Annotated in this window: 6 protein-coding genes and 5 tRNA genes; 10 read left to right on the top strand and 1 reads right to left on the bottom strand. The window is 53.6% G+C overall.

Annotated features, from left to right (window positions below; translation table 11 throughout):
• The 5 genes from H511_RS0119390 to H511_RS0119370 all read left to right on the top strand — a co-directional run bounded on the left by H511_RS0119390 (nucleotide 1) and on the right by H511_RS0119370 (nucleotide 568).
• Nucleotides 1-75: transfer RNA gene (locus H511_RS0119390), tRNA-Gln, on the top strand.
• A 35-nt stretch (nucleotides 76-110) separates the two neighbouring features.
• Nucleotides 111-187, top strand: a tRNA-Met gene (locus H511_RS0119385).
• Nucleotides 188-232: 45 nt separating this feature from the next.
• Nucleotides 233-319: transfer RNA gene (locus tag H511_RS0119380), tRNA-Leu, on the top strand.
• Between the two features lie 29 nt (nucleotides 320-348).
• A tRNA-Gln gene (locus H511_RS0119375) sits at nucleotides 349-423 on the top strand.
• Between the two features lie 58 nt (nucleotides 424-481).
• Nucleotides 482-568, top strand: a tRNA-Leu gene (locus H511_RS0119370).
• Nucleotides 569-768: 200 nt separating this feature from the next.
• Here the strand turns inward: H511_RS0119370 and H511_RS0119365 are convergent.
• Nucleotides 769-1,929 carry a 2-octaprenyl-3-methyl-6-methoxy-1,4-benzoquinol hydroxylase gene (locus H511_RS0119365; RefSeq protein WP_027253813.1) on the bottom strand — a complete coding sequence of 387 codons (1,161 nt, stop codon included), beginning with the start codon at nucleotides 1,927-1,929 and terminating at the stop codon, nucleotides 769-771.
• A 302-nt stretch (nucleotides 1,930-2,231) separates the two neighbouring features.
• On the opposite strand from H511_RS0119365, the gene miaB reads away from it, so the two are divergent.
• The 5 genes from miaB (at nucleotide 2,232) to lnt (ending at nucleotide 7,797) form a co-directional block, all read left to right on the top strand.
• Complete coding sequence (miaB, locus tag H511_RS0119355; protein WP_027253811.1) at nucleotides 2,232-3,656, top strand: tRNA (N6-isopentenyl adenosine(37)-C2)-methylthiotransferase MiaB; 1,425 nt, start codon at nucleotides 2,232-2,234, stop codon at nucleotides 3,654-3,656.
• Nucleotides 3,657-3,731: 75 nt separating this feature from the next.
• Nucleotides 3,732-4,796: a PhoH family protein gene (locus H511_RS0119350; RefSeq protein WP_027253810.1), complete on the top strand. Its 1,065-nt coding sequence runs from the start codon at nucleotides 3,732-3,734 to the stop codon at nucleotides 4,794-4,796.
• Between the two features lie 8 nt (nucleotides 4,797-4,804).
• Nucleotides 4,805-5,269 (top strand): rRNA maturation RNase YbeY, encoded by a 465-nt coding sequence (gene ybeY, locus H511_RS0119345; protein ID WP_027253809.1) that lies wholly within the window; start codon nucleotides 4,805-4,807, stop codon nucleotides 5,267-5,269.
• Between the two features lie 96 nt (nucleotides 5,270-5,365).
• Complete coding sequence (gene corC, locus H511_RS0119340; RefSeq protein WP_027253808.1) at nucleotides 5,366-6,238, top strand: CNNM family magnesium/cobalt transport protein CorC; 873 nt, start codon at nucleotides 5,366-5,368, stop codon at nucleotides 6,236-6,238.
• Complete coding sequence (gene lnt / locus H511_RS0119335; protein WP_027253807.1) at nucleotides 6,238-7,797, top strand: apolipoprotein N-acyltransferase; 1,560 nt, start codon at nucleotides 6,238-6,240, stop codon at nucleotides 7,795-7,797. The genes corC and lnt overlap by 1 nt, the downstream gene beginning before the upstream one ends.
• The last annotated feature ends 46 nt before the right edge of the window (nucleotides 7,798-7,843 follow it).

Raw genomic sequence — 7,843 nt, 5'->3', positions numbered from 1 at the left:
AGGGCTATCGCCAAGCGGTAAGGCAGCGGCTTTTGATGCCGCCATTCCCTGGTTCGAATCCAGGTAGCCCTGCCATTAACAACACGCTGTTTAAATAGCGTTTTGAAAATGGCTACGTAGCTCAGTTGGTTAGAGCACATCACTCATAATGATGGGGTCACAGGTTCGAATCCCGTCGTAGCCACCATTTTCATCCCCTACCAAGGTTGAAAATGGAACAGAGTCAATACACGCGGTGGTGGCGGAATTGGTAGACGCGCTAGCTTCAGGTGCTAGTGCCCGCAAGGGCGTGAGAGTTCAAGTCTCTCCCTCCGCACCAATTGACTTTTGATATTGTTCTGAGACTTTAGGGCTATCGCCAAGCGGTAAGGCAGCGGCTTTTGATGCCGCCATTCCCTGGTTCGAATCCAGGTAGCCCTGCCATCTTGATGCTGAGCCAAAGTGTCAAAAAAGTTAGAGACTGAGTCTCTTTCACCATGTTGCGGTGGTGGCGGAATTGGTAGACGCGCTAGCTTCAGGTGCTAGTGTCCGCAAGGACGTGAGAGTTCAAGTCTCTCCCTCCGCACCAACTTCCTGTTCAGGCAGGGGTTGTAAAACATCTGGGTATTACTAGCAGTAATATCTATAAAAAAACCAGCGCTTTGGCTGGTTTTTTTATACCTGAAAAACACAGCCCGCTCCAACGCCTCTCTTTGTTCACGTCTCTATTCCACACGCAGTAAAAAAGCCACACTGTGGTGGCTTATAAAATCGAATAAAAACAAAATCTTACAATCCTAGCGCATACTTCAGTACTTGATGTTTCAGCGGTCCGGTATGCTCGGCCAGTTTAAGGCCTAGGTTTCGCAGTAAGGCAACGGGTTTCAAATCATTGCTGAAGGCACAGTAAAACACATCCATCCCGGTCTGCATCATCAGGTTATCGGGTCTGCGCCGCCTCTGGTAGCGCTGGAGAACCGGCTCTTCGAACCAGAACTCTCCGCCGTGCGCCATTTCATCAAGCAGCACATCAACGTCCTTAAAGCCGAGATTGACTCCCTGCCCCGCCAGCGGATTAATGGTATGCGCGGCATCGCCCAGCAAAACGATCCCGTCTTTATAGTAAGACTGGGCGTGGCGGCGTGTCAGCGGAAAACTGCCTTTGTTCAGCACACGAACGGCGCCGAGTTCAGCAGGAAATTCACTCCGCACCGCTTTTTCCAGTTGCTCCGCCGACATGGCCGATAGCTGTTTGATCCGCTGAGGACTGTCATACCAGACCAGCGATCCGTTGTGGCCCGGCATCGGCAGGAAAGAGCGAGGGCCGTGCGGCGTAAACTGCTGCCAGGTAATATCCTGCTGGGGCAAGGCGGTTTCAACATTGATCAGCAGGCAATGCTGACGATAATCCCAGGCTGTGATGCCGATATTGGCCTGCTGGCGTACGCGGGAGTTGGCACCATCAGCGCCCACCAGCCATCGGGTCTGCAGCACCTGGCCGTTATCCAGTGTGACCTGGTACCCTTCATCAACACGCTGAAAATGCGCTAAACGGGCAGGACAGATCAGTGACAGATTGGAATAAGCCTCAAACGCCTGCCACAGACCCAGCTGAATTAAACGGTTCTCCACCATAAAGCCCAGCTCAGCTAAGCCGAGATCACTGGCATGAAAACGGGTGCGGCATTCCGGGTGCTCCCAGGTTTCCAGACGCCGGAAAGGGCACATCCTCATGGCCTGGATATGTGGCCATGCCCCCAGGCGGTTCAGCAGAGTGACCGACTGAGCAGAAATGGCAGACACACGCAGATCCATCTCCTGGGCGGAATCAAAAGGCACCGGAGGCTGACCTTCAATCACCGCCACTCTGCGTCCCTGCCGGGCCATTCCCAATGCTGCCGCTGCACCCACCATGCCGCCGCCAGCAATCACAATATCAAACTGTTCCATGCAGGTATCTCATCTCATTACTCTGCCGACATTCTAACGGCTTTACGCGGGTTTACTACACTCAACACTTTCTGCGCTCGCTTTTCTGCCATCTTTGGCACTGAAGCTTGATCTGTGCCAATTGCCACAGGTCAGAAACACGCCTGCTGCTGATTTTATAATCAGCATGGATGATCTGGTCACGCCGGGTCGAAAGCAGTACAATACGCGGCTTGCAATTTAAGGCGGCCCCAGAGGCGACCTCTGACGCTGCAAACGCAACGTAAATGCACTGAATTAACACTACGAGTGAAGAGTTAGACATGGCGAAGAAACTGCTTATCAAAACCTGGGGTTGTCAGATGAATGAATACGATTCATCCAAGATGGCCGATCTTCTCAACGCCAATGGCGGTTATGAATTAACAGAAGAACCAGCAGAAGCCGATGTACTGCTACTTAACACCTGCTCTATTCGCGAAAAGGCACAGGAAAAAGTCTTCCACCAGTTGGGCCGCTGGAAAACGCTGAAAGACAAAAAGCCCGGCCTGGTGATTGGTGTAGGCGGCTGTGTCGCTACTCAGGAAGGGGATTCCATCCGCGACCGCGCGCCCTATGTCGATGTGATCTTTGGCCCGCAGACGCTGCACCGTCTGCCTGAAATGATCAGCAAATCGCAGTCTTCCGATGCGCCGGTCATGGACATCTCTTTCCCGGAAATCGAGAAATTCGACCGTCTTCCTGAACCACGGGCCGAAGGCCCTACCGCGTTCGTCTCTATCATGGAAGGTTGCTCCAAGTACTGTACTTTCTGTGTAGTGCCATACACCCGTGGTGAAGAAGTCAGCCGTCCGCTCGATGACGTATTGTTTGAAATTGCTCAGCTGGCAGAGCAAGGCGTGCGTGAAGTTAACCTGCTGGGCCAGAATGTGAACGCCTTCCGCGGTGAGACACACGATGGCGAGATCGCTACATTCGCTGAGCTATTGCGCCTGGTGGCAGCAATTGACGGTATCGATCGCATTCGTTATACCACCAGCCATCCGATTGAGTTCACCGACGACATCATTGCCGTTTATGAAGACACGCCGGAAGTCGTCAGCTTCCTGCACCTGCCGGTTCAGAGCGGTTCCGACCGTATCCTGGCGATGATGAAGCGACCTCATACCGCCATCGAATATAAGTCCAAGATCCGCAAGCTGCGTAAGGCTCGTCCGGACATCACCATCAGCTCCGACTTTATCGTCGCTTTCCCGGGTGAGTCTGATCAGGACTTCCAGGACACCATGAAGCTGATCCGCGATGTCGACTTTGACATGAGCTTCAGCTTCATTTATTCAGCCCGTCCGGGGACACCAGCGGCCGATTACCCTTGTGATCTGTCTGAAGAAGTGAAGAAAGCGCGTTTGTATGAACTGCAGCAGCAGATCAATGCGCAGGCAATGCGCTACTCCCGCCAGATGCTGGGCACTGAACAGCGTATTCTGGTGGAAGGGCCATCGAAAAAGAACATCATGGAGCTGCGCGGCCGTACTGAGAACAACCGTGTGGTGAACTTTGAAGGTTCAGTGGATTTGATCGGCCAATTTGTTGATGTCAGAATCACAGATGTCTTCAACAATTCCCTGCGTGGTGAGCTTGTCCGTACTGAAGCAGACATGAACCTGCGCATTGCCATGTCCCCCAGCGAGATCATGGAGAAAACCCGTAAAGAAGATCAATTAGGTGTAGGCGTTTATACTCCTTAATAAGAGGACAGAAATTTCTGCCTGTGCCCAACTATTCCGGCCACCCGTCACAGTGGGTGGCCCACAGAGAGGCAAATCTTGAGCAAAATTATTACTGTTGAACTGAATCTCGAACCCGCCGATAACCACCGCCTGGCCAGCCTTTGCGGTCCTTTCGACGACAATATCAAGCAGCTGGAACGCCGTCTGGGCGTTGAAATTAACCACCGCAGCCACAATTTCAGCATAGTGGGTCAGCCGCACACTGCCGAAGCCACGGCCAATATCCTTAAGAATCTGTATGTTGACACCGCACCGGTGCGCAACGTGATCCCGGATATTGAGCCTGAGCACATTCATCTGGCCATTAAAGAATCGGGTGTGCTGGAGCAAGATGTGAGTTCAAGCATCCCTTACGGTAAAGAAATTCACATCAAGACCAAAAAAGGCGTGATCAAACCGCGGACACCGAACCAGGCACAGTACATTGCCAATATGGTCGGTCACGACATCACCTTCGGTATTGGTCCTGCCGGTACGGGGAAAACCTACCTGGCGGTTGCCGCTGCGGTTGATGCACTGGAGCGCCAGGAAATCCGCCGTATTCTGCTGACCCGCCCTGCCGTGGAAGCCGGTGAAAAACTGGGCTTCCTGCCGGGGGATCTGAGCCAGAAGGTCGATCCGTATCTGCGCCCGCTTTACGATGCCTTGTTCGAAATGCTGGGTTTTGAGCGGGTAGAAAAACTGATTGAGCGTAATGTCATTGAAGTGGCACCGCTGGCGTACATGCGCGGCCGGACACTGAACGATGCCTTCATTATTCTTGATGAAAGCCAGAATACGACTGTAGAGCAGATGAAAATGTTCCTGACCCGTATCGGCTTTAACTCGCGTGCCGTGATCACCGGGGATGTGACCCAGATCGACTTGCCGCGCGGGGCGCGATCCGGGCTGCGCCATGCCATTGAAGTGCTGGCCGATGTGGATGAAATCAGCTTTAACTTTTTCCAGGCCACTGACGTGGTTCGCCACCCTGTTGTGGCTCGTATCGTCCAGGCGTATGAAGCCTGGGAGAGCGAAGATCAGAAGCAACGAAAACTGGCTGAACAACGCCGTCGCGACCAGCAGGAAGCGCGTCAGGCCAGTCCTGAAACGGAATAATCTTACAGATGGCTATTTATCTGGATTTACAGCTTGCCACCGCTGATGAGAGTGGCATGCCGGCTGAGGCTGATTTTCAGCGCTGGCTGGACGCGGCGGTGACCCCGTTTCAAACCGAAGCCGAAGTGACTGTGCGACTGGTTGACGAAGCCGAAAGCCAGGCACTCAACAGTGAATACCGGGGCAAGGACAAGCCAACCAATGTGCTGTCTTTTCCGTTTGAAGCGCCTCCGGGTGTGGAGCTGGAGCTGTTGGGCGATCTGATTATCTGCCGTCAGGTGGTTGAAAGTGAGGCGCTGGAGCAAAGTAAACCCTTGTTTGCCCACTGGGCACATATGGTTGTACACGGCTCACTTCATCTGCTAGGTTATGACCATATAGATGACGAAGAAGCCGAAGAAATGGAAGCCCTGGAAACCGAGATAATGCAAGGTTTAGGGTTTGCCAATCCTTACGAAGCTGACCAATACTAACATCAGCTTGTGGCTGTCTTTGGCTAAGATACTGTCGGCTGCGCCGTGGCGACGCCGACCTTCCGTGGCTCTGTCCACATATTTGAATAGAAAGCAATGAACGACGATAACCCCCAAAATTCTGACGGTCCGAGTCGAAAGACCTTCTTTGAACGTATTGGCCAGCTCTTTCAGGGCGAACCTCAGAATAAGGAAGAACTGGTCGATGTGATCCGTGATTCCGAAGAAAATGATCTGATTGATCATCACACACGCGACATGCTCGAAGGTGTGATTCAGATTTCTGAGATGCGGGTTCGGGATATCATGATTCCCCGCTCCCAAATGACCACCATAGAGCGTTCACAGAAGGTTGAAGACCTCATTGATATCATTGTTGATGCCCAGCACTCGCGCTACCCGGTCATCAGTGATGATAAAGACCACGTTGAAGGTATTCTTCTGGCTAAAGATCTGCTGCGCTACCTGCGCCCGGACAGCGAGCCATTTGACCTCAGCGCCATTCTGCGCCCGGCAGTTGTTGTGCCGGAAAGCAAGCGGGTGGATCGCCTGCTGAAAGAATTTCGGGAAGAACGCTACCACATGGCCATAGTGGTCGATGAGTTTGGTGGCGTATCCGGCTTGATCACCATTGAGGATATTCTGGAGCAAATCGTTGGTGAAATCGAAGATGAATTCGACGATGAAGAAGAACAGGACATCCGTCAGCTCAGTAAGCACACCTGGAATGTGAAAGCATTGACCACTATCGATGACTTCAACAAACTGTTCCAGACCAACTTCAGTGCTAACGATATCGACACCATTGGCGGACTGGTCATGACCAGCTTTGGTCACCTGCCTGCCCGTGGTGAAGTGGTCGAACTGGAAGGCTATGCGTTCAAAGTCACCGCCGCAGACAGCCGCCGGGTCATCCAATTACAAGTGACAGTGCCACAGGAGGCACACCAACCAACGATGACGCCCTGATGAGACGAATCGACAATCTAAACCTGACAGGACGGCTGCTACTGGCCGTCCCTTCCGGCGCACTGGCAACCCTGTCTTTCGCCCCTTATAAGCTCTGGTATCTCGCCCCGCTCTCCCTGATTATTTTCTTTACTCTGCTGCAGAATCAACGCCCTAAAACCGCCTTCTGGACAGGTTTGTCATGGGGGTTAGGATTATTCGGCAGTGGCGTTTGGTGGGTACATGTCAGTATTGCCGACTTTGGCGGCATGCCCGTCATTGCCGGTCTGTTCCTTATGGTGCTGCTGGTCGGTTATCTGGCGCTCTACCCTGCCTTGTTTGGCGCCTTGTTTGCCCGGTTCGGTCAGGGCAGACCTTTCCACCAGCTGATGCTGCTGGGGCCGGTTTTCTGGCTGCTGCTGGACTGGGTCAGAGGCTGGTTGTTTACCGGATTTCCCTGGTTGTGGATGGGTTACGGGCAAATTCACGGCCCGCTGGCCAGTTTCGCGCCAATACTGGGGGTTGAAGGCCTGACACTTGCACTGGTGCTGAGTTGTGGTGCGCTGGTCGCCGCCGGCTATTACCGCAACTGGCGCCCCCTGACCGTACCGGTACTGGTCTTGCTGCTGGCGTATCAGGCGAAAGGCATTGAATGGGTTCAGCCTGAACCGTACAAACCGGTCAAGGTCGCGCTGGTGCAAGGCAATGTCCCGCAGGCTCTGAAGTGGCAGCCTGAGCAGCGCTGGCCAACCCTGATGAAATACTTAGATCTCACCCGTGAAAACTGGGATGCCGATATCATTATCTGGCCGGAAGCGGCGATCCCCGCTCTGGAAAAACAGGTGGAAACCTTCCTCAGTCATCTCGATGAAGCCGCCCGTTTAAATCAAAGTGCGGTGATTACAGGCGTGCTTGATAAAACCGAACAGGGTGAGTTCTTCAACAATATACTGACGCTGGGTGTCAACCGTGACGGTCAATACCACTACGATACCGCCAGCCGGTACAGCAAGCACCACTTGCTGCCGTTTGGTGAGTTTGTGCCTTTCGGTGATTTACTGCGCCCGATTGCCCCGTTTTTCAATCTGCCGATGTCATCATTCAGCCGCGGCAGTTTTGTCCAGACCAATCTGGAAGCCAAAGGTTATGCGCTGGCTCCGGCCTTGTGCTACGAAATCGCCTTCAGCGAGCAGGTTCGCCAGAATGTGGGCATGGGCACCGACATGCTGCTGACCCTGTCCAATGATGCCTGGTTCGGCCGCTCCATCGGTCCGCACCAGCACATGGAAATTGCCCAGATGCGGGCACTGGAGACAGGAAAACCTTTACTGCGGGCCACTAACACAGGCGTGACAGCGGTGGTTGATCATCAGGGTAAAATCATTGCCGAGCTACCGCAGTTTGAAACCGGTGTCCTGCGTGCCACTGTGACCCCGACCAAGGGTCTGACGCCCTACAGCACGCTGGGCAGCTGGCCGCTTTACCTGTACCTGCTCTGGTCCGTTGCCGTTTCCTGGCTGCTGATCAAGCGCCGCCGGGGCGATTTCAGAGACACCACCCCACAGGAAGGTGTCCACTAAAGCCAACACCAAATGTGTCAGACAGGGAGCCACAGCTCCCTGTTTT

Source organism: Photobacterium halotolerans DSM 18316 (assembly GCF_000425165.1).
GTDB classification, from domain to species: domain Bacteria; phylum Pseudomonadota; class Gammaproteobacteria; order Enterobacterales; family Vibrionaceae; genus Photobacterium; species Photobacterium halotolerans.
Note: the sequence above shows the minus strand (reverse complement) of the source record. Positions and strands in the feature narration are given on the sequence as shown.